Origin of the sequence: Vibrio sp. Vb1729 (genome assembly GCF_033338655.1) — a bacterium.
Classification (GTDB): Bacteria; Pseudomonadota; Gammaproteobacteria; order Enterobacterales; family Vibrionaceae; genus Vibrio; species Vibrio alginolyticus.
In genome coordinates, this window is sequence record NZ_JAWOTB010000044.1 from 32,485 (window position 1) to 52,696 (window position 20,212).

Annotated in this window: 16 protein-coding genes; 10 read left to right on the top strand and 6 right to left on the bottom strand. The window is 44.8% G+C overall.

Annotation, left to right across the window (positions count from 1 at the left end; all coding sequences use genetic code 11):
• Positions 1-95: 95 nt before the first annotated feature.
• From R7E29_RS16920 to R7E29_RS16960, 9 genes are all read left to right on the top strand, one after another.
• On the top strand, positions 96-1,280 hold the full coding sequence (locus R7E29_RS16920; RefSeq protein WP_213906445.1) for a glycosyltransferase: 1,185 nt from the start codon (positions 96-98) through the stop codon (positions 1,278-1,280).
• An 11-nt stretch (positions 1,281-1,291) separates the two neighbouring features.
• Positions 1,292-2,464 carry a glycosyltransferase gene (locus R7E29_RS16925; RefSeq protein WP_017634933.1) on the top strand — a complete coding sequence of 391 codons (1,173 nt, stop codon included), beginning with the start codon at positions 1,292-1,294 and terminating at the stop codon, positions 2,462-2,464.
• Complete coding sequence (locus tag R7E29_RS16930) at positions 2,457-3,887, top strand: lipopolysaccharide biosynthesis protein (RefSeq protein WP_213906447.1); 1,431 nt, start codon at positions 2,457-2,459, stop codon at positions 3,885-3,887. The genes R7E29_RS16925 and R7E29_RS16930 overlap by 8 nt, the downstream gene beginning before the upstream one ends.
• Positions 3,884-5,248, top strand: coding sequence for an O-antigen ligase family protein (locus R7E29_RS16935; RefSeq protein ID WP_005377645.1), 1,365 nt, complete (start codon positions 3,884-3,886; stop codon positions 5,246-5,248). The genes R7E29_RS16930 and R7E29_RS16935 overlap by 4 nt, the downstream gene beginning before the upstream one ends.
• Positions 5,249-5,363: 115 nt before the next feature.
• Entirely contained in the window at positions 5,364-6,488 is a 1,125-nt protein-coding gene (locus tag R7E29_RS16940) for a glycosyltransferase (protein ID WP_054730653.1), read from the top strand.
• Positions 6,485-7,918 (top strand): GumC family protein, encoded by a 1,434-nt coding sequence (locus tag R7E29_RS16945; RefSeq protein WP_005377649.1) that lies wholly within the window; start codon positions 6,485-6,487, stop codon positions 7,916-7,918. The genes R7E29_RS16940 and R7E29_RS16945 overlap by 4 nt, the downstream gene beginning before the upstream one ends.
• Positions 7,919-8,139: 221 nt before the next feature.
• Entirely contained in the window at positions 8,140-9,258 is a 1,119-nt protein-coding gene (locus tag R7E29_RS16950; RefSeq protein ID WP_054730656.1) for a glycosyltransferase, read from the top strand.
• Entirely contained in the window at positions 9,251-10,441 is a 1,191-nt protein-coding gene (locus R7E29_RS16955) for a glycosyltransferase family 2 protein (protein ID WP_213906448.1), read from the top strand. The genes R7E29_RS16950 and R7E29_RS16955 overlap by 8 nt, the downstream gene beginning before the upstream one ends.
• A gap of 10 nt (positions 10,442-10,451) precedes the next feature.
• Positions 10,452-11,090 carry a sugar transferase gene (locus R7E29_RS16960; RefSeq protein WP_054576904.1) on the top strand — a complete coding sequence of 213 codons (639 nt, stop codon included), beginning with the start codon at positions 10,452-10,454 and terminating at the stop codon, positions 11,088-11,090.
• A 19-nt stretch (positions 11,091-11,109) separates the two neighbouring features.
• Here R7E29_RS16960 and R7E29_RS16965 read toward each other — a convergent pair whose 3' ends face one another.
• The 5 genes from R7E29_RS16965 to hrpA all read right to left on the bottom strand — a co-directional run bounded on the left by R7E29_RS16965 (position 11,110) and on the right by hrpA (position 18,932).
• Positions 11,110-11,499 carry an ATP-binding protein gene (locus R7E29_RS16965; protein WP_054579474.1) on the bottom strand — a complete coding sequence of 130 codons (390 nt, stop codon included), beginning with the start codon at positions 11,497-11,499 and terminating at the stop codon, positions 11,110-11,112.
• Positions 11,500-11,625: 126 nt separating this feature from the next.
• Positions 11,626-13,206, bottom strand: a complete 1,581-nt coding sequence (locus R7E29_RS16970) for a BCCT family transporter (protein WP_054579965.1) — start codon at positions 13,204-13,206, stop codon at positions 11,626-11,628.
• 362 nt (positions 13,207-13,568) lie between these two features.
• On the bottom strand, positions 13,569-14,084 hold the full coding sequence (locus tag R7E29_RS16975; protein ID WP_005377661.1) for an outer membrane beta-barrel protein: 516 nt from the start codon (positions 14,082-14,084) through the stop codon (positions 13,569-13,571).
• Between the two features lie 199 nt (positions 14,085-14,283).
• Positions 14,284-14,763 carry an outer membrane beta-barrel protein gene (locus tag R7E29_RS16980; protein WP_021033871.1) on the bottom strand — a complete coding sequence of 160 codons (480 nt, stop codon included), beginning with the start codon at positions 14,761-14,763 and terminating at the stop codon, positions 14,284-14,286.
• 182 nt (positions 14,764-14,945) lie between these two features.
• Positions 14,946-18,932 (bottom strand): ATP-dependent RNA helicase HrpA, encoded by a 3,987-nt coding sequence (hrpA, locus tag R7E29_RS16985; protein ID WP_213906449.1) that lies wholly within the window; start codon positions 18,930-18,932, stop codon positions 14,946-14,948.
• A gap of 185 nt (positions 18,933-19,117) precedes the next feature.
• Here hrpA and R7E29_RS16990 point away from each other — a divergent pair, with 185 nt between their 5' ends.
• A complete protein-coding gene (locus R7E29_RS16990) occupies positions 19,118-19,702 on the top strand; it encodes an FMN-dependent NADH-azoreductase (protein WP_054574130.1) in 585 nt (194 codons plus the stop codon).
• A 94-nt stretch (positions 19,703-19,796) separates the two neighbouring features.
• Here the strand turns inward: R7E29_RS16990 and R7E29_RS16995 are convergent, their stop codons facing one another.
• A complete protein-coding gene (locus R7E29_RS16995) occupies positions 19,797-20,186 on the bottom strand; it encodes a hypothetical protein (RefSeq protein WP_228009997.1) in 390 nt (129 codons plus the stop codon).
• Positions 20,187-20,212 lie beyond the last annotated feature (26 nt).

Below are 20,212 nucleotides of genomic sequence, written 5' to 3' on the forward strand. Positions count from 1 at the left end.
ATATAAGATTCAATCATATAAACTAATGGCATATTTTGGCATCTCTATTGCAGCTCAGCAGTTAACGCAGATTAATGATGAGACAGAGGTGACTTATGACTACGCCAAAACGCATTCTATATGTTCATTATGGTGATAATTGGATTCGCGGCAGTGAAGTGGTGCTTCTGGATCTCATTTCAGGAATCGACCGCAATAAGTTTGAGCCATTCGTATGGTCAAACTGCCAACCATTAATCGATAAGTGCCATTCGCTCGGAATTGAAGCGGAACATTCATCCTTCAATTTGGTTGGTGGTTGGAGCGCTCCACGCTGGGATATTAGCGGGTGGAATATCCTTATCAAACAAGGCTCAGCATTGATCGAAAAGCACAACATCGACTTGGTACACGTCAATAGCGGCGGCCCTTGTCAATGGATGTGTTTGGCTGCTCGCATGAATCATATACCACTTGTCACGCAACTTCATTGCCATTATACATTGCGCGATCGCTTCTCTCTCGGACTTCACCTCTCTCCAAAATTGATTTGCGTTAGCAAAGATGTTGGACGCGAAATTCTTCAGGACGGCTACCCACAAAACCAACTTCATGTCGTACACAACGGCGTGTCACTTCAAGGCGTGGATACACCCATCGACATTAAAGATCGCCTCGGAATCCCATCACAGGCCTTTACCTTTCTGTCGGTGGGTTCGCTGATTAAGCGCAAAGGGTTCGACCGCCTTATTCGCGCAATGCGCATGCACAACTACCACCACAACAACCCTCACCTTGTTATTGTTGGTGACGGCGAAGAAAGAGAAGCATTGCAACAGCTTGCCGCGGATCTTGGTATCCAAGAGCGAGTGCACTTTGTCGGGGAGCAACACAATGCCGGAGAGTGGATGTGTGGTAATGCAGACGCTTTTATTAGCGGCGCCTATGAAGAGGCCTTTGGTCTCGTGCTCGGGGAAGCGGCTTTAGCTCAACTGCCTATCGTGGCTCCTAAAACGGGAGGCATTCCTGAGTTGTTCGAGCATAATCACTCTGCATTGCTGTACCAGAACAGTGGAATGGCGAGCCTGTTAAACGCGATTCAACAAGTCATGCAAGACGCGGCATTAAGAAACAAGCTGGCGGAAAACGCTTACCTACATGCTAGCCAGAACTTAACGACGACTGCATCTATCAACGCTATTGAACGTATTTACGAAGGTGAACTTAATAACAACGCCATTACACCAATGCCAATGACTCACTGCATGAAGCCTCTTTCACGCTGGTTGAGCATCAATTGAGGAGCCCGGTCATGAAACGTGTATTGATGTTCGACGCCATCCCAATGCAAGGTGGATCCAAAATCGCGAATGCAGAGCTCCTTAAGCAGTGCGATAAGCTGAACGTGATTGGTTATCTACTCACTACAAATCCAGAGCATTGGGCGTCACTGCTTAGTGATACACCGCGTGTGCAAGTTATAAAAATAAAACCATCACCATTTAACTCGACTCATGGACTGACCTACTGGTTGATGAACGCTTACTACTTTCTCCAACTTCTCTACGCGTGCATGAAGCTGCCAAAAATAGATAGCTTTTTGGGCCTATCTTGCCCAAGTAATGATATGCCTTTGTACTTACTACGATTAATTAGCAAAAAGCCTGTGGTACAGATGGTTCATGGCCCTATTGGACGATCGAGATCTGCTGGCTACTGCTTAGTAAAAGCATCGGCAATTTACTACTTGGCAAACACCCGCGAATCAATGGTAGAAGCATTACAGGCCTACCTCAAAACAGAGAAGCCAGCCACCGAACGCTATTGGTGTGGTTTGAATACATCTACGTTTGTTAATGGATTATCGAAAGATCGCTGGCCAAAACAAGCGAATCCGATTTCAAGCCGCGTTTTCTGGGCAGCTAGCTTACTAAAATGGAAGAACATCGATCTTTTGCTTGATGCTTTAACACTTGATGAGTCGAAAAAGATCAAATCCACCGTGTGTTACATCAAACCTAACGTGGCAGGTGTGGAATATTCAACACCGGACTTCAACACACAAGGTGTTGAATGGCATGAGTGCCCAAACAACTTAGATGAATTGCGTTCACAGTGTGGTGTGTTTGTTTCCACCAGTATCAACGAACCTTTTGGGTTATCTATTTTGGAGGCTCTCGCTGCAGGTATGTGTGTCGTCATTCCACATGATGATAGTTATTGGGACCGCGTGTTAACTCACGGCCGAAATTGTATTAAATACACGCCTAACAATGTGGCTTCGCTACACAACGCAATTCGCCTTTTGAATGAATCGCCGTGGATGAAAGTAACGATGGGTATCGAAGCACTTAATGTTTCTCAACTATACACAGCCGAACGTTGTTATTTGCCAATCGCCCAGCACCTTGCTGCCGAAATTGCTACCAACAATGATTGCACACTCAAGACACCGCGAGACATCAAAGGATATGATCATGTCTAAAGCAATGACCAACATGACGCTATTTGCTATCGCCTTAGTGATCAATAAAAGCATCAGCCTAATCATGCTGCCTGTATTGCCCCACTTTCTCTCACCAGAACAAATGGGCAAGCTTGAGCTTCTAACAACCTTTGGTGTTGTTACGACCTTGTTTGTCAGTTTCGCTTTGCATGAAGCGCTTTATCGATTCGTCGGCGTTGAAAAGGATCAAAATACGCGCACAAGCCTACTAAACCAGCTGTACTCACTTGCTTTACTCATCGCTGGCGTCGTCGCTCTTAGCTTGCTCACTATCATTTTAATCGCCCCCATTCCCGCGCCTTTTACGCGAGTCGAATTTGCTATTGTTATGTTTGCCATCGTTCTAGAAGGCAGTATTGCAATCGGCACTGCCTGGTTAAGAACACAAGACGACAAAGCAAGAACACTGCTTAACGTCATGGTCACTACCACCATTTTTCAGGTCATTTTTATCGTCGCGGCGCTGTCTGTTCATCCCCATGTTATTTCTGTTTTGTGGGGGGGCTTGTTGGCTGCTATTACTCAATTTGTTTGGCTGCACATCGTTAACCGTTACAATGTCACCCTTCCTAAGCTGACATTGGCAAAACAATACCTAAACTACTGCCTACCAATGATGATGGCCGGTTTAGTAGCATTTTGTCTCAATGGCGCTGAACGCTGGTTCATTGGTGCCAACACTTCTCTTGCGACGTTAGGGATTTACGCGATAGCGGTAAAATTTGCAGTGGGCATGTGTATTTTAGTGCAGCCGTTTGGCATGTGGTGGATGCCACGTCGATTTAACTACTTAGAAGGGCGCAAGTGCACTGAAGCAGTGCGCATCACACACTTAGGTATGATTTACATTACAGGTTTGAGTGTAGTGGTCGGCACATTAGCAATGGTGATGATCACCTACTTACTGCCAGAAACCTATCATGAGGCGGTACTATTCAGCTTATTCTTGCTACCTATCGCCATGTTAAAAGAATGGAGTGAGTTGATTAACATCTCCATTTTGTACAAGCGTCGTACTCGCTGGCTACTGGGTATAAATGTCGTCTCTGCGTGCGTTGCGATTGCTTTGCTGTTTGGCTTATCTTCTCTGGGTATTTATGGGGTGTTCATTGCGCTTTATTACGCACAACTGTGTAAGTTGGGCCTGACTTATGTAGTAGGCCAACAATGTATGACGTTGCCTTTTCACCTCAGTCTGATGGTTTTATTACAGATTATATCCGGTGTGGCACTGTTCCTGCTTCACTCTTCACAATCAATAGGAATCGCCATCGCAATTTGCATTTTGACATGCAGTTTGCTGGCAGGGATAGCCACTCGCTACATGAGTAAAGAGACGCTCAATGCTCTCACTCGATACATAGTGAAACGGCGTGGACAGGTGAAGAGATACTCGTTATGAATGAAACCAAGGTGAGAACAAAACAGTCCATCGCAGCACTGACGATTACAGTCTGTATCGGCCTGCTTTGGATTGTTATGCCTCATCCCATTTTGATTGTTGCGTTGTGTTTCGCACCACTCGCGTTACTGTTTGTTCTCAATCAAACGTTTTGGCTTGTCACACTGTTCGTTATTTTTTCATTCTTTCGTATTCACGAAGCCTTTCCTGTTATCTATAACTTCAAGATCCCATTACTGTTATCATTGGGGGCACTCGCCGCACTCGCTTTTCACCTTCTTATAAGCCGCCAGATTACAGCTTTTTGGCACCCTTCATTAAAGTGGCTGTGTATATTTTGGGGTCTGGTGATCATCGGAATCATATTCGCTTCCAGTCGTGATATCGCAATAACGGTGTTCAAAAACACCTATTGGAAAATCATCATTATGACGTTGGCCATCACCTGGCTTATTACTAAACCTTCACAGCTCGCACAGATGTCAAAAGCAATTATTTTCGCCGGATTATTGATTGGCTTAGTGGCATTACAAAACGCTGCGAATGGCATTGATTTGGTTGAAGGGACGCGCGTGTCGATAGGACGATCCATAGGTTCAGTACTTGGCGATCCTAACGATTTGGCACTAGTGCTGATGTTTCCCCTTGCCTTTACCGTTAGTCAATTGATGGAGAAGCATTCCCCCAAGCATCTCAGGCTCTTTGCCCTTATCACCTGTTTGGTTTTGTTCTTTGCGATCATTGAGACGCAGAGCCGCGGGGGGTTACTAGGTTCACTGTCTGTATTTGCCTACTTTGCTTTTAAACACATCAAAAGCAAAACATTAGTCTTGGTATTAGGCGCTATCGCAGCGATCGTACTCTACGCATTCGCTGGTATTTCAGGACGAGAATCGGGGGGAGCCGCTGAGGATGGTATAGATGCCTCTGCGATGGGGCGACTTTATGCGTGGGAAGCGGCATTTAAAATGGCGCTGCATCACCCGTTGACTGGCGTAGGTCTAGATAACTTCTACTTTAATTACTATTTCTACAGCCCACACTGGGATGGTATCAACCACGCCGTCCATAGCACTTGGTTTGGCGTGTTAGCAGAAACGGGTTTTGTCGGGCTCGCGGTGTTCATTACTTTAATTGTGTCATTGATCCGCACCTCTTTGCATTCCATCTCATTGTTGACACCAAAATCAGATTACACCCTCTCTGTAGGAGCAAACGCCGTGTTAAGTGGGCTTATCGGTACCATCGTATCAGGCACTTTTCTGACTCAAGGTTTCACCTGGCCAATTTACATTCTAGCGGCATTAACAGTTGTCGTTAGCCGAATTGTTCAAAGTGACTGTCAAAATGAGAAATCCTAGTTTCAAACATAAACAAAACCCATAACTCACTGTTTTAAAATGGCTAATTCCTTGGCACGCATTGTGATTACTCACTTAATTAGTAATCAAATAACCAAGACTCAAGGAGAGCCACATGACGGACATCGTAGTATTTGGAGAAGATTTTGGTGGGTTACCCTCTTCCACTCAGCATATTGTCAAGCGACTAGCAGCGAACCATCGCATCCTTTGGGTGAACTCCATTGGCCTTCGTCAACCTAAGCTGGATTCTAAAGACATACAGCGTGCGTTAAACAAACTCACTCGTGTATTTCATAACGTAGGCTCACACAAGCCAACATTGGACTCTGAAACAAACCCAAACATTCACATCATCAACTTGCTCACCATTCCTGCCCCTAATTCTGCATTAGCAAGAAAAGTGGCCGCTAAGATGATGAAACACCAACTCAACAAACAATTACAAGCTCTTGGTTTTGATAAGCCTGTATTTTGGACGTCGCTCCCGACTGCTGCCGATGTTTGTGCAGAAATGAACCCACGTGGACTGATTTACTATTGTGGCGATGACTTTAGCGCTTTAGCTGGTGTTGACCACGACACGGTAACAAAGCACGAACGTACTCTTGTTAATGCGGCCAACGTTATCTTTACGGCAAGCGAAACACTCTCCACCAAGTTTCCATCACATAAAACCGTCACTTTGCCTCATGGTGTCAACGTTAGTCTGTTTTCTGAGCCAGCACCGAAGGCCAAAGACTTGCCTGACAACGGCCGCAAAGTGCTGGGCTTTTATGGTAGTTTGTCTGAATGGTTAGACTACGACTTAATTGCCCAAGTCGCAGACCAAGCGCCTGACTGGGATCTCGTGTTCATCGGCCCCAACGAGTTCAGTGACAATCCACTTCCACAAAGAAGCAACATATACTACCTGGGCCCGAGAGCGCATCACACTCTGCCACGTTACTCTCAACACTGGGATGCCAGTTGGTTGCCCTTTGTTGATAACGCTCAAATCAAAGCGTGTAATCCGCTTAAACTTCTTGAGTACTTGGCAACAGGAACCCCCGTTATTAGCACGTCGTTTCCTGCATTAATGCCGTACAAGCATATGCTCCACATAGTTCAAAATGTCGAAGATGTATGCGCCAGTCTCGATCACCTGATCCCACCCCCGGCAAACTCAAAGCAATATGTTCAACAGCAAAGCTGGGAAGCAAGAGCCAACCAAGTTGATAAATTAGTGAGGGCGCTATGAACGATTTAAGAGAAAACCTCAGCGTACTGTTACATGGAGCTTGGAGACGTCGCTACATGATCGTTATTCCTATGCTTGTCTTGCCGGTGCTGGGTTTCATCGTAAGTAAACTGGTTCCGACGACTTATGTTGCTCATACCAGCATGCTTATTCAAGAGACAGCGAAAATGAACCCGTTCCTTCAAGACCTTGCCGTCTCAACAATGCTGAAAGACCGATTGAGCGCACTCAGTACTCTGCTAAAAAGCCGACACGTTTTGTATTCAGTCGCAAAAGAACAATCGCTGATCAATGACGAGATGAGTGCAAAAGAGCAAGAGTTCATCATAAAAGATCTCGCGTCGCGCCTGTCTGTTCAGCCACTCGGTAAAGACTTCATTCAAATTCAATTGCAAAGTGGTAAATCAGAAGGAATGGAGTCGATGCTGCTGTCTGTCAGAGAGCATTTTGTCGAACAGCTTTTGGCTCCTGAGCGTTCTTCGATTAAAGATTCGAGCCATTTTTTGACTATCCATATCAACAAACGCAGGGAAGAACTAGACAAGGCTGAACAAGCCTTTGCAGAATATAAAAATACTTACTCAGACGCGACGCCCGAAATGCAAGCTCAAAGCCTTACTCGCCTTGCTAGCCTCAAACAAACGTTAGCCGAAAAGGAGGCGGAGCTTGCTGGTGTTTCACGAAGTCTAGGCAGTTTGGATCAACAACTATCCAAAACGAACCCGGTTATCGGTAAACTGGAAGAGCAAATCATCGACATTCGTAGTGAACTTACCCTGCTTCGCGCTAAATACACAGAGGCGCATAGTTTAGTGCAAGGTAAGTTGCGAGAATTAAACCGGTTGGAGCAGGAACGCTCGGTACTCTTGAACTCTAAACAACCAGAACTAAACAGTGCTCAACTATGGGATATCGCGAGCAATACCACAGTAAACAGTCTTGGCGAAGCACAGCCTCTACTTGTCTCCCAACTACATCAATTACAAATGATGCGCGGACGTTTTGAAGCACTTACGGAAGAAACCAACAGCTTGCGAGACATGATCCAAGAATTAGAGCGAAATGCGCACCAATTTGGGAGCACAGCGACAGAAATCAACCGCTTAGCTCGTGACGTCGCAGTGAAGAGAGAAATGTATGATGAACTCGTCGAACGCTATGAGATGGCCCAACTAACGGGTTCTTTGGGAGAATTTGAAGAGAATAAGCGCGTAAAAATCATTGATGAACCGTTCACGCCAACGATCCCAACTAACTTACCTAGTTTTGTATTTGTCATTTTAGGATTTATTGGTGGCGCTGGTTTAGGCATTGGATTAGCGACGATACTAGAGTTAGCCGATAACTCTATCCGCTCTAAAAGAGCATTAGAAAAACACCTTGGTGTTCCTGTCATCACCACTTTACCTAACGTAGTGTACGGAAACTAACCGCCATAAGAACTCATTTACAAGCACTCGGTCGGCGAGTGCTTTTCTTTTACTACTGCCTTATACAGCCTCATAGCATGTCCACTAATATGAATCTCAAATTGAGAATAAACATAAAGTCTCATAAACATCAATATTAACCTATTGTTTTTAAATGATTAATTTTTTGGCACGCAGTCTGCAACTCCTAAATAAACAAAGAACTCAACGAGGGTTTGAAAATGGAATTCAGACAAAAACACAATAACACTAAGCACAGCAAAAAAGTGATATTACACGTCGTGCAACACTTAGCTCCTGGTGGTTTAGAAACGCTCGTACTAGAAATGCTTCGTTTTGCGCAGCCAAACCATTCCGTTTTTGTCGTGAGCTTAGAAGGAAGCAAAGAACATGCACTACAAGGCTGGCAAAAACTATTGCCCTACCAAGGCCAACTGCACTTTCTTAATAAGAAACCTGGATTCAGCGGAAAAACCATCAGTACGCTGACTTCCATGCTCAAAGGACTTAAGCCTGACGTGGTCCACACCCATCATATCGGCCCACTTCTGTATGGTGGTATTGCTGCACGTTTAGCGCACGTACCTGTAGTGATTCATACCGAGCACGACGCATGGCACCTTAATAACAAAAAATCAGCTCGACTACAGTCCCTTTTGCTAACGATGATTCGCCCGCAAGTAGTTGCGGATGCTAACTTTGTCGCCCATCAAATACAGACTAAGTTAAAGTATCGCAAAATTTGTACTATCCATAACGGGATTGACTGTCAGAAGTTTAAAAGCGGTGACCAAACGGCAACAAGACACTTGTTTGAACTTCCAACCGACAAAATCGTGATTGGCGTTGCCGGGCGTCTAGAAGCAGTTAAAGGCCATAAAGTGCTTATCGAAGCATTCTCTCATCTTACGCCAAACACACACCTAGCCATTGCTGGAGATGGTTCTCAGCGAGTTCAATTGGAAGCACAAGTTAGAACGTTAAAACTTGAAGATCGAGTAACCTTTTTAGGCTTGGTCGACGATATGCCCAGCTTTTACCAAAGCCTAGACTTGTTTTGCTTACCATCACTTCAAGAGGGATTTCCTCTCTCAACCCTCGAGGCTCAAGCATGTGACATTCCTTGCGTCGCGACGGATGTTGGCGGCGTGAAAGAGACGCTCTGTCCGAACAACAGCACACTGGTTGAAGCAAATCGCGTGTTTTCGTTGGCCGAAGCGTTATCACAGCAACTGGAATCATCACACCATTCTCCTCGAACTTTTATTCTCAAACACTTTGATATCAGAGACATGGTGAGTCGCTACTCACGTTTGGCCAAGGAGGCTAGTTATGAATGATTTACTTTGGATTATAGGGTTTGGTTTATCCGCGTTTTTGATTGTCTATCATCACGTTGGGTATCCACTGCTCCTTAAGTGGCTTCCTTTAAAACAGCAAGACGAAACCAAAGCACCATTTGTAGAGCGAGCTTACAAAGCCTCCAAAACAGACAGCCAGCTACCCTCTATTACTGTCATCGTGCCCGCCTACAATGAAGAACAATGGATAGCAGAGAAGATCCGTAACCTTGCGAGCCTAGATTACCCAAGGGATAAGTTAAGAGTAGTGATCGCATGTGATGGCTGCACAGATAACACAGCCGAGATTGCTCAAGCGACAATTCAAGAAGCAATCTGCTCTGATACTCTGTTCATTATTAATGATCACCAAATCAATCGCGGTAAAGTTGCCCTACTCAACGAAGAAATGCGTCATGTTAGCTCGGACATTACCGCACTGAGTGACACGTCGGCATTGATTTCTTGCGATTCTCTATTGCTAGCTAGTCAGCATTATCAAAATGAGAACGTTGGAGTGGTTAACGCAACATATCAAATAATGAGCACTGATAACCAAGGTGAAGCGGCGTATTGGCAATACCAGTCTCGAGTAAAGCACCAAGAATCTTTGTTAGGTTCAACGATTGGTTCCCACGGTGCGTTTTACACTTTCAGAACTCACTTATTTGAACCACTGGAAGTTAGCACCATTAATGACGACTTTATTCTCCCTATGAGAATCGTTTTGCGAGGCTATAGCGCTATTTACGAGCCAAACATGCTGGCTCTTGAACTAGAACAGAGCTCAGACAACGCAGATTTCAAGCGGCGCCTAAGAATTTCAGCGGGTAACATGCAGCAGCTCATGCAATTAAAGAAATTACTGCTACCTCGTTATCGTGGCACTGCCTTTGCATTTCTATCGGGAAAGGTTCTGCGCTTAGCAACACCCTATTTGATGATTGTTTGCTTTATTTGCTCACTACTACTGGCACACAATCCGCTGTTTCAAGTAATGCTGTCCGCACAAGTTGGTATGTATAGCATCGCGCTTATCACTTACTTGATGCCAGCACTTAACACAATTAAACCTTTTAAGCTGATTAGCTACATCGTCATTGGTCATCTCGCCAACTTTATCGGCGGTATGAAGTATTTACTCGGAATGGAAAATGGACGTTGGAAACGCGTCAACCAATAAGGAAAGCATCATGAAAAACTCACGCTACGATTCAAATGTATGCCACGCGAAAAGAACGTTTGATGTACTGGTTGCAATGCTTATTTTGGTCGTCACTGCACCGCTATTCCCATTTATCGCGCTAGCTATAAAAATCACATCGAAAGGCCCAGTGATCTATCGTCAACTGCGTGTTGGGCGCTGTACACCAGAAAAAATGGATCTTTTTCAAATCATGAAGTTTCGCACCATGTATATTGATGCAGAGCAACGCTCTGGCGCAGTATGGGCAACTGAAAATGATCCCCGCATCACGCCAGTAGGACGCTTTTTACGCAAAACGCGTTTAGATGAACTACCTCAACTGTTTAATGTGTTGAGAGGTGAAATGTCGATGATTGGGCCGCGCCCAGAACGCCCAGCTTTCTACCAGAAATTGGAAGATGAAATCCCCTATTTTGTAGAGCGCACATATGGCGTGTTACCAGGTATCACAGGCTTAGCTCAGGTTAACCAAGGCTATGATGCATGCATTGAAGATGTAAGACGCAAAGTTGGGTTTGACCACAGTTACGCACTAAGCTTAGGTTCGTTTTACTCTTGGATTTCAATGGACCTTTCAATCATGAGCAAAACATTCGTTGTGATGATTGACGGACGAGGTCAATAACTTCCGGTTCTGGTAACGGTCACTCTTGCCACTGGCGGCGCATCTTTTCTATCGTCGCTGGTGGCACGTCATGAATGCTTTGATACGCTCCGTGACACACTTTAATTTCCACCTCGATGCGCTTCTTCATGCAGTAGTCCATGTAACGCTTCATCTCCCAATGTCGAACAAACGTATTGCTCACAATCACGACTCTCCCTTTGTTCAGCCACTTTCTAGCTTTCTGAAAACACCACTCATGCGCTTGAGGTAATTGAACCGGTTCAAAGTGATAATCACCTTCATCATTTTCAAAATACATGTCAGCTTCAAAATGCTTAGCACCAAGCTCTATCGCTAGTTGTTTTGCTAAGGTTGTTTTACCTGAACCCGGAAGTCCACGAATAAGAATGAGTTTAGCCAGTGACATAATGCAGTTTAATGAGGTGGGAATAAGCCTAAACTGTAACGAAATTATTGGAAAAGAAAAGTAGAAATAAAAAATGCCGAGCACATTAGGCTCGGCATTTAAACTCAATCATGGATCGTGTTGTATTTATTTGTAAGCTGGCAGTTCAGTTCTTAACCCTTTCACCAGACTGACGCACATCAACAGCAGAACAAAAGTAAACGGTAATCCTGTTGCAACAACGCCTGATTGCAATGCTTGCAGGGCTTCTTTACCACCAACCCAAAGCATTACGGCTGCAATTGCACCTTCAATACACGCCCAGAAAATGCGTTGCGGTACTGGTGCATCAATCTTACCACCGGCGGTAATACTATCGATAACCAGCGAGCCAGAGTCTGACGATGTAATAAAGAATACCAGAATCAGCACGATAGAAAGCATTGAAATCACTGAGCTATACGGAAGCGCATCGTAAACATGGAACAGAGTCAATGAAATATCAGTTAGGCCATTTGCACCTAGCTCACCAACTTTATTCACCACTTGGTCAAGCGCGATACCACCAAACACAGACATCCAAGTCAAAGTAACAACTGTAGGAATAACGATGACTGCGAATAAGAATTCTCGAACCGTACGACCTTTAGACACACGCGCGATAAACATACCAACAAACGGTGACCAAGATACCCACCAAGCCCAGTAGAATACCGTCCAGCCGTGCATCCAAGTTTCATCTTCACGACCGTGAGGGTTACTCAATGGAATAATATTTTCAATGTAAGCCATTGTTGTGTCGCGTAGCGAGCTCCACGCCGTATCAAACGTGATGAAGGTAATGAAAATAAGCAGCGCAAACGCAACCACCATATTGACGTTACTCAGTAGCTTAACACCACCATCAATACCACGAATCACTGATAGCACCGCGATAAAGGTAACGAAGGTGATCACAATCATTTGTGTACCAATGCCGCCTTCTAGACCAAAGACATGGTTAATACCACTGGTCGCCTGCTGAGCACCCAGACCTAGCGACGTTGCAAGACCAAATAGCGTCGACAAAACGGCAAGGATATCAATAACGTGACCTAACCAGCCCCATGCACGGTCACCAAAAATTGGATAGAACGCCGCGCGCAATGAAAGTGGTAAACCTTTGTTAAATGCAAAAAACGCTAATGCTAGTGCAACGAGTGCGTAAATACTCCAACCATGCACACCCCAGTGGAACATAGTGGCACCCATCGCGAGGGATTTTGCTTCTTCGGTGTATGGTACTGCGTTAAGTGGCATTCCCCACCAATCAGTGAAATACGCGGTCGGCTCAGCCACACTCCAGAACAGAAGACCAATACCCATACCCGCGGCGAAAAGCATCGACAACCAAGAAACGGTTGAGTGATCCGGCGTTGCTTCTTTGCCACCTAAGCGGATTTTACCTAGCGGAGAAAAAAGAAGAGCAACGGCGAACAATAAGAAGAAGTTTGTCGACCACATAAAAAACGCATCAAACTGTTCGATAATTCCGTTTTTTAGACCGTTTAATACGTCACGAGCAGTGGTTGGCTCAACAAGAAGAAGTGAAATCAGACAGAAAACAACGAGCCCCGCACTAATGCCAAAAACCGGGTTATGTATATCGAATCCCCACTTTTGAACGTTATCCTGTCCAACCTGATAATCGGTTGTATCAATACTATATTTTTTAAATGCATTATCCATAAATACAAATTTAACGTGAATTTGAAACGCCCCTCAGGTGAGAAGAACTCCAATACCGCCCTCCATTAATTTGAACTCTAAAGTTTTAAAGCGGAACGAATTTTAGCAGCAATCACATATTTTTGCAAAAAGTCGTGATTTATTGCATTTTAAGCTCAATTCGAGACAGATGAAGGGGAAATAATATCAACACAAAAATTATGAGGTCTAACGATTGATTTTGTCGTAGGTTGTAGACTAGAAAAGGCACAAGAAATACTTAAGTTCATAGCCAGTCACTGCGCAAATAGAGAAGACCTGCGATGATTTGGTTTCACAATTAACGACGAAACCAAATCAGCAAACCTTTCATCCAGCGAGCGTTATAAGAAATGGAAGGTGATGTTCCCTGTTACGCTGCTAACGGTATCGCTATCGCCTTCAATATCCACGCCAAACGCTTGATAACTCGCGCCCACAGACACATTGTCAAGCAAGAAGTATTCGGCACCAACACCATACATGTAAGAGACGCCATCATCTTTGTCTAAGTTTCTAAGTCCGCCGTCATAATCAACGTTGAATGCATTGATGCCGCCTTTTGCGTAAACGTGTAACGGGCCGAAGTCGATACTAGGTTTCGCCGCTAAATAGAATGAATCAAAATCAGCACTACCCCTGCTGCCACTCAAAGATAAATCCACTTTGCCGTGGTTAAAGTAGCCTGCTTCAATGCCAATGAACGGCAAAATACCAGTACCAACATGAATACCGTAGGTTGTATCATTTTCGCTGTCGATATCGGACTGACCAATTTGGCCACCAGCGTAAATCCAAGAGTCAGCCATAGCTGATGTTGAGCACAACGTTAGAGCGAATAACGAGAGTGTTTTTTTCATACTATCCCTTCCTGATCGATTCCTAAGCGAAACATTACGCAAATATGCGCATTTAATCGCCACTATATATTGGAAAGCATAGGCATTTTAAGACTCTAAAAGTGAATAATTTATGTTCAACTTTTGTTTTGTGACTTCCAGACAAAAAAACACCGGCATAAAGCCGGTGTGTTTCATATGGTGTTAGAAAGCTTGACGCTTATAGGAAATGTAGTGTTGCGTTAACAGAGAACGTGCTGATATCGTCTTTACCAGCAGTGTAGTTCATGTAGCTAGCACCAACAGACATTGGGCCAAAAATGAAGTACTCAGCACCCACACCGTACATTAGGTCCAAATCGTCATCGTCTTTGCCGCCTTTCACTTTTTTGTCCCACTGATGGAAACCACCTTTTGCGTACACGTGTAGCGGACCGAAGTCGATACTTGGCTTAAGTGCTGCGTAGTAAGAAGTTAGCTTAGTGTCTTGACCATTTACGTTGAACTCACCGTGCTGTGTTACACCAGCTTCAACACCAATGATAGGTAGAATGCCTGTACCAACGTGAACAGAGTATGATGTGTCCGTCTCACCTTTGTAGTCAGACTGACCTACTGTTGCACCACCGTAAATCCAAGAATCCGCCATTGCCGCAGAAGATGCGCCAAGTAGCGCCACTGCTAATAGAGTTTTTTTCATCATCTACCTTTACTCTTTATTATTCCCACGTCTGCATAACTCAGTCGTTGGTACTACAAATAAAGGGAGGCGAACTATTGCCTCCCAGAACTAAAAAATAATGCTTATTGAGTTACTAGCAATTAGTGTACCAGCAACTTCTTAAGCGATAATTACAAATCTGACACTATTTTACTGGTTGATTAGCAAGCATCAATCGCGTTTTTGACTCGTTTATCAGAAACAGGATAAGGAGTGCCTAATTGTTGAGCAAAGTAACTCACGCGAAGCTCTTCAATCATCCAACGCACTTCTTTTACATTTTCAGGAATGGCCACACCTTTCGGGATCTTGTTCAGCAACTCTTTATAGTCTTGAGTCACAGATTCAATCTTCAGCATATGTAAACGATCTTTGTTTGGATCGATTGGCAACTTCTCCATACGACGCTCTATCGCGCGCATGTAGCGAAGAATATCCGGCAAGCGTTTCCAGCCACATTCCGTTGCAAAGCCTTTGAAGATCAAGCCTTCAATTTGTGCTTTGATATCGGACAGAGCAAACGCCATTGTGAAGTCGATCTTGCCTTTTAGCTTCTTATTGATGCTAAACGCCGTGGTCAGAATAGTCTCAACCTGTTGAGCAATCTCTACAACGGTGTCACCCAATTCAGCACGAACGTGTTCTTTCAACGCTTCGAACTTCTCTGGCTCCCAAACTAAACCACCCTGCTCTTCAATAAGCTTATCGACACCACAGGCAATGCAGTCATCTATCAGATCAAGCACTTTGCCGTATGGATTAAAGTACAGACCCAGCTTCGATTTGTTCGGTAAGTTGGCGTGCAAATATTTAATTGGCGACGGTACGTTCAATAAAATTAGGCGACGCTGACCAGCACGCATTGCCGTTATCTGCTCGTACTCCGTTTCGTAGAGTTTGATTTCAACGCTGTCTTTGGTATCAACAAGCGCCGGATACGCTTTTACATCGTAGCCGCCACGTTTTTGTTGATACACTTTCGGCAATTCTCCAAAACTCCACGTATGCAGACCTTGCTGTTCGATATCGTCATCCGCAACTTTGGAAAGCGTTTCTTGAACTTTGTCTTTCAAACTTTCTTTCAGTTCATGAAGGTCTTTGTTTTCCTTCAGTTTACGATTTCGGTGATCAACCGCACGAAACGTGACTTTCAAGTGCTCAGGTACTTGTTCCAAGTTCCAGTCTTCACGCAGCACTTCTACGCCCGTCATGCGTCGCAACTCTTTCTCCAATGAATCTAACAGCGGCGCTTCCATTGGCGTAACGCGTGCTAAGAATGCATCGGCATAGTTCGGCGCAGGTACAAAGTTCTTACGAATTGTCTTTGGCAACGATTTAATCAAGCTAACCACAAGCTCATGGCGTAAACCTGGGATCTGCCAATCAAAGCCCGCTGGTTCAACTTGGTTTAAAATCGGCAACGGCAAATGCACTGTGACACCGTCACTATCATCGCCTGGTTCAAATTGGTAACTCAATTTGAGCTTCAAACCATTTTGATGCCAGAAGTTCGGGTAATCCAAATCGGTCACATGGCTAGCATCACCCTTGAACAGCATCTCTTTTTCAAAGTTCAGCAGTTCCGGATTTTCTTTAGATGCCTTTTTCCACCACGTATCGAAGTGTTTGCCAGAAACGACTTCAGTACCAACACGTTGGTCATAGAAATCAAACAGCTCATCATCATCCACTAAGATGTCTCGACGACGAGATTTATGCTCAAGCTCTTCCACTTCTTGCAGAAGCTTACGGTTTTGCTTAAAGAACGCGTGTTTGGTTTCCCATTCACCCTCAACCAATGCACTACGAATGAAGATTTCGCGACTTACGGTCGAATCGATACTGCCGTAGTTGACCAAGCGTTTCGGTACAATTGGTACGCCGTAAAGCATGACTTTCTCGTGCGCCATCACCGCCGCACGTTTCTTCGACCAGTGTGGTTCGCTGTAACTGCGTTTAATAAGGTGTTTAGCTAACGGCTCAATCCATTCTGGTTGAATCTTTGCGATGATACGACCCCAAAGCTTTGAGGTTTCCACCAGCTCGGCTGACATAATCCATTTAGGTTGTTTCTTGAATAACCCCGACGCTGGGAAGATATGAAAGCGAGCATTACGAGCGCCTTGATATTCATTCTTTTCTTGGTCTTTCATGCCGATGTGCGACAGCAAACCAACCAAAATGGCACTGTGTACGCCATGGTAAGAAGCGGGCTCGTCGTTAAGCTTGGACTCCATCTCACGCATCGACTGATGAATTTGGAAGTACACATCTTGCCACTCGCGAACGCGCAAGTAGTTCAAATAGTCTTGCTTACACTGTTTGCGGAACTGATTGCTAGACAAGGCTTTTTGCTGCTTTTGGATGTATTCCCACAAATTCACAAATGTCAGGAAGTCCGACTCTTCATGGAAGAAGCGACGATGTTTATCGTCTGAAGATTGTTGTTTGTCGGAAGGACGCTCGCGTGGATCTTGAATCGACAAGGCAGCTGCGATGATCATCACTTCTTTAAGCGCACCATATTTTGGCGCTTCCAATACCATACGCGCCAAGCGCGGATCGATTGGCAAACGCGCTAATTGGCGACCAATGGAAGTCAGGCGTTTTTTCGGATCTTTTACCTCAGAGTTAATCGCACCAAGCTCTTCCAGCAAACGCACGCCGTCTTGGATGTTACGTTTATCCGGTGCTTCCACAAACGGAAACGCTTGAATATCACCCAAACCAAGTGCCGTCATTTGCAAGATAACCGACGCTAGATTGGTACGTAGGATTTCAGGAGCAGTAAACTCTGGGCGTGACTCAAAATCTTCCTCTGAGTACAGACGAATACAGATACCCTCTTCCACACGACCACAACGACCTTTACGCTGGTTCGCACTCGCCTGAGAAACTGGCTCGATTGGAAGACGCTGAACCTTAGTACGGTAACTGTATCGACTGATACGCGCCGTACCCGGGTCGATAACGTATTTAATGCCCGGAACAGTTAGCGAGGTTTCTGCCACGTTGGTTGCCAGTACAATTCGGCGACCAGTGTGAGGTTGGAAAATCTTATTCTGCTCACCTGCCGACAAACGCGCGTAAAGCGGCACAATTTCCGTGCTCTTCAGATTACGTTTGGACAATGCATCTGCGGTATCACGGATTTCACGTTCACCGTTCATGAAAATCAGGATGTCACCTAAACCTTCATCGCACAGTTCATCTACCGCTTCGAAGATGCCTTCAAGCTGGTCACGATCGTTGTCGTCATCACCGCTTAGTGGGCGGTAACGTGTTTCTACTGGGTAAGTACGACCCGATACTTCAATGATTGGTGCATTGTTGAAGTGTTTTGAGAAGCGTTCTGGGTCGATGGTTGCTGACGTGATGATCACTTTCAAATCAGGACGACGTGGCAGCAACTCTTTCAAGTAACCCAAGATGAAATCGATGTTGAGGCTGCGCTCGTGCGCTTCATCGATAATGATGGTGTCGTATTGATTCAAGAAACGGTCATGCTGAATTTCAGCCAACAAGATACCGTCCGTCATCAATTTGATTTGGGTATTTTCAGAGATCTGATCGTTGAATCGAACCTTGTAACCAACAAACTCACCAAGCTTGGTTTCCATCTCTTCGGCAATACGGTTAGCAACCGAACGCGCTGCAAGACGACGAGGCTGAGTATGACCAATCAGACCAAATTTACCGCGACCAAGCTCAGCACAGATTTTTGGTAGCTGAGTGGTTTTACCAGAACCGGTTTCACCCGCGACGATAACCACTTGGTTTTCTTCGATCGCTTTCGCAATATCGTCGCGTTTTTGGCTTACAGGCAGGATTTCTGGGTATTCAATCGTTGGTTTGTAGTTGCTGCGCTGCTCTGCAACCATCATGGATTTTGCGATGTCTAATGCGATTTCGTCGAACACAGCATTACGCGCTGCGTCCTTCTTAATTTTGCTTGCACCAGAAATACGTTTACTCAAGCGGAAACGGTCGCGCATCATGCACTGATTCAGCGCTTTACGCAGAGATGCAGCACTATTCACTTGAGCCTGAGGTGTTTGAGCTTGTTTCGCTGTCGCTTTTTGCGCACCATTTGACGGTGTCACTTGCTCTTCAGCTAGATTCTTTTTTGGGGGCTGTGACGAAGTCAAAGCGTTTCCTATTCTTTTCATTACAAAAACTGCGCGGATTGTATCACACAAGATCTGTAACAAGATAACCGAAAGCTCATTCAATTTTTTCGAACATGTTCAGCGAATCGCTAGGCTTTTGAACTCACTTACGTTGCTTATAATGGCTCCCATAGTCGAAAGCACTTATTTAAGGAATAACCATTATGTCTCGTGTACTAGCTCTAAAATCAAGCATCCTTGGCGATTACTCTCAATCAAACAAATTGGTTGAAAACTTCATCAAAAATGTAGACCAAGACAAGCTTACTGTTCGTGATTTGGCTGCAAACCCTCTACCTGTTTTGGACTTCGCCGTTGCGACTGCACTGCGCGCTACGGAAGATCTTTCACAAGAACAGCAAGCGGTGGTCGACTTGTCTGACACCCTTATTGAAGAAGTAAAGGCCGCAGACACTTTGGTTATTGCCGCTCCAATGTACAACTTCACCATCCCGACTCAGCTTAAAAACTGGATTGATTTGATTGCTCGTGCAGGCGTGACATTCAAATACACAGAAAACGGCGTTCAAGGTTTGATTGAAGGTAAAAAGGCGATTGTAATAACGACTCGTGGTGGTATTCATAAAGATTCACCAACTGACAACGTTACGCCATACCTACGCACTGTGCTGGGTTTTGTAGGAATCACTGATGTGGAATTTGTTTACGCAGAAGCGCTAAACATGGGTGAAGATGCGGCTGCAAAAGGCATTTCAGAAGCGCAAAGCCAACTTGCAACAATGGCGTAAGTTAGAATAAACCAGAATACAAAAGGGATTGGTTCGCGCCAATCCCTTTTTGGATCCTGATGCCTTGATCGTATTTATAGGGTCTCTAACATCGTCAAAAACGATTCACTTTCTCCAAGTTGCGTATTGCATCGAGGTAGACTTTTTCTAAAGACCGCTCAGCTTCGCTTATCATATTCTCGATCATCGCATTAAACGCGACATCGCTACGGATTTCTATATTGTCTCCCGCCTTAACGTCAAGAGAGTTGACGTACAACACCAACCATTCATCGCCCTCCAAGTGCCCTTCTCCGTGAATGGCAAAAAAGCGTTTGGCAAATTCAGCGTTGGTACAATTTATCGCTTCAATTTGAAGATTGAATGAGGAGTCGATACTCATGGTGCTTATGCCATCCGATTCATCAGATGCATCACAAACAGCCTTAACTCTGGCACGATATACGAAATTTCTCGTTGAAAGCAGCATAGTATTATTCATCATTACTCATAATGGGCGATAAATAAGTC

What these genes read in the sequence shown, in the direction of transcription:
- R7E29_RS16920 (WP_213906445.1), top strand. Translation starts at nt 96, where the DNA reads ATGACTACGCCAAAACGCATTCTATATGTTCATTATGGTGATAATTGG.
- R7E29_RS16925 (WP_017634933.1), top strand. Translation starts at nt 1,292, where the DNA reads ATGAAACGTGTATTGATGTTCGACGCCATCCCAATGCAAGGTGGATCC.
- R7E29_RS16930 (WP_213906447.1), top strand. Translation starts at nt 2,457, where the DNA reads ATGTCTAAAGCAATGACCAACATGACGCTATTTGCTATCGCCTTAGTG.
- R7E29_RS16935 (WP_005377645.1), top strand. Translation starts at nt 3,884, where the DNA reads ATGAATGAAACCAAGGTGAGAACAAAACAGTCCATCGCAGCACTGACG.
- R7E29_RS16940 (WP_054730653.1), top strand. Translation starts at nt 5,364, where the DNA reads ATGACGGACATCGTAGTATTTGGAGAAGATTTTGGTGGGTTACCCTCT.
- R7E29_RS16945 (WP_005377649.1), top strand. Translation starts at nt 6,485, where the DNA reads ATGAACGATTTAAGAGAAAACCTCAGCGTACTGTTACATGGAGCTTGG.
- R7E29_RS16950 (WP_054730656.1), top strand. Translation starts at nt 8,140, where the DNA reads ATGGAATTCAGACAAAAACACAATAACACTAAGCACAGCAAAAAAGTG.
- R7E29_RS16955 (WP_213906448.1), top strand. Translation starts at nt 9,251, where the DNA reads ATGAATGATTTACTTTGGATTATAGGGTTTGGTTTATCCGCGTTTTTG.
- R7E29_RS16960 (WP_054576904.1), top strand. Translation starts at nt 10,452, where the DNA reads ATGAAAAACTCACGCTACGATTCAAATGTATGCCACGCGAAAAGAACG.
- R7E29_RS16965 (WP_054579474.1), bottom strand. Translation starts at nt 11,499, where the DNA reads ATGTCACTGGCTAAACTCATTCTTATTCGTGGACTTCCGGGTTCAGGT.
- R7E29_RS16970 (WP_054579965.1), bottom strand. Translation starts at nt 13,206, where the DNA reads ATGGATAATGCATTTAAAAAATATAGTATTGATACAACCGATTATCAG.
- R7E29_RS16975 (WP_005377661.1), bottom strand. Translation starts at nt 14,084, where the DNA reads ATGAAAAAAACACTCTCGTTATTCGCTCTAACGTTGTGCTCAACATCA.
- R7E29_RS16980 (WP_021033871.1), bottom strand. Translation starts at nt 14,763, where the DNA reads ATGAAAAAAACTCTATTAGCAGTGGCGCTACTTGGCGCATCTTCTGCG.
- R7E29_RS16990 (WP_054574130.1), top strand. Translation starts at nt 19,118, where the DNA reads ATGTCTCGTGTACTAGCTCTAAAATCAAGCATCCTTGGCGATTACTCT.
- R7E29_RS16995 (WP_228009997.1), bottom strand. Translation starts at nt 20,186, where the DNA reads ATGATGAATAATACTATGCTGCTTTCAACGAGAAATTTCGTATATCGT.